The sequence below is a fragment of the Microbacterium sp. Bi128 genome (assembly GCF_918698205.1).
In genome coordinates, this window is the sequence record NZ_CAKKMM010001008.1 from 1 (window position 1) to 1,870 (window position 1,870).

1 protein-coding gene is annotated in these 1,870 nt (G+C 68.1%); it reads right to left on the minus strand.

Annotation, left to right across the window (positions count from 1 at the left end; translation table 11 throughout):
- The coding region (locus LQV45_RS29155; RefSeq protein WP_230010535.1) for an RNA helicase at positions 1 to 1,870 on the minus strand (1,870 nt) is incomplete at both ends.

Here is a 1,870-nt window from a genome sequence, read left to right on the forward strand (position 1 = left end):
GCGAGCCCGGGCGACTTACCGGCCGGAACATCCACCACGTCGCCCGGGAGCAGCCTGCTCAGGGAGTCCTCGGTCAAGGACTTTCTGGCCCGGGACGTGCTCCGGGAGGCCATGGTTTCGGCATCGCCCAGGGCCCGCCGCAGCCGCGCGTATTCGGTGAAGTCGCCCAGGTGGCAGGTCATGGCCTTGCTGAACCCGGCAATGGATTCTTCCCGGCTCCTGACCTGCCGGGCCAGTCCCACCACGGATCGGTCCGCCTGGAACTGGGCAAAGGATGATTCGAGGATCTCCCGGGCGCGCGGCCGGCCGAACTGCGCCAAAAGGTTGATCGACATGTTGTACGTGGGCCGGAAGCTGGAGTTCAGCGGGTAGGTCCGCCGTGAGGCCAGGCCGGCGACGGCGGCCGGATCCGTTCCGGGCTGCCACAGCACGACGGCGTGGCCCTCGACGTCGATGCCGCGGCGGCCTGCGCGGCCCGTCAGCTGGGTGTACTCCCCCGCCGTGATGTTGACATGGGCCTCGCCGTTGAACTTGTCCAGCTTTTCGAGCACGACGCAGCGGGCCGGCATATTCACGCCCAGGGCCAGTGTTTCGGTGGCGAAGACGGCCTTGACCAGCCCGTCGACGAACAGCTTCTCCACAACCTCCTTGAAGGTCGGCAGCATGCCGGCGTGGTGCGCGGCGAGCCCGCGGAGCAGGCCGTCCCGCCAGCTCCAGAAGCCGAGCACATCGAGGTCATCCGAGGGGATGTCCTGGGCCGCCTCGTCGACGCGCCGGGCGATGATCTGCTGTTCGGCCTCGCTGGTCAGCCAGAGTCCGGCCGCGACGCACTGGGCCACGGCGGCATCGCAGCCGGCGCGCGAGAAGATGAAGGTGATGGCCGGCAGAAGGTCCTGCCGGTCCAGGCTGGCGATGACCTGCGGCCGGCTGGCTTTCCGCACCGGGCTGCGCTGGGCTCCCTGCGGTTCGTCCCGCTGGCTGCGTTGCTGCCGGCGCTGGTTCCGGCCGCCGTGGCCGAAGCGGCCACGGAAATTCATCTGGCTCTCGGCCCGGGCCATGGACAGCAGTTCCGGGTTGACCTCGAAGCCGGCCCGCCCGGGCGCTTCCGAGGTGACGGCGGCCGCCCGGCCCCCGACGACAGCCTCGGCTACGGCGTCGGCGGACGCCTCACTGGCACTTGTCTCACTGGCAGTTGCCCCCCTGGCACTTGTCCCACTGGCAGTTGCCCCACCAGGCAGGGCGATCTCGTCAAAGCTCGTGTCACCGGCAAACAGGTCCACGATCTTCCGGCCCACCATGACGTGCTGCCACAGCGGCACCGGGCGGTGCTCGGAGACGATCACATCGGTCTGCCCGCGGACGGTGTCGAGCCACGCACCGAACTCCTCGGCGTTGGAGACCGTGGCACTCAGGGACGCCACCTGGACCTCGCTGGGCAGATGGATAATGACTTCCTCCCACACCGCGCCGCGGAAGCGGTCGGCGAGGTAGTGGACTTCGTCCATGACCACGAAGCCGAGATCATCCAGGGTGTCCGAATCCGCGTAGAGCATGTTGCGGAGCACTTCGGTGGTCATGACCACCACCGGGGCGTCGCCGTTGATGCTGGTATCTCCGGTGAGCAGGCCCACCTGGGCGGCGCCGTACTTGGCGGCCAGTTCGGAGTACTTCTGGTTACTCAGGGCTTTGATGGGTGTGGTGTAAAACGCCTTGAGCCCACGCTGGAGGGCCAGATAGATGGCGAACTCCCCCACGATCGTCTTCCCGGCGCCGGTGGGGGCGGCCACCAGCACGCCCCGGCCGGCCTGCAGGGACAGGCATGCTTCGCGCTGGAAGTCATCGAGTTCAAATTCGAGCGAGCGGATGAACC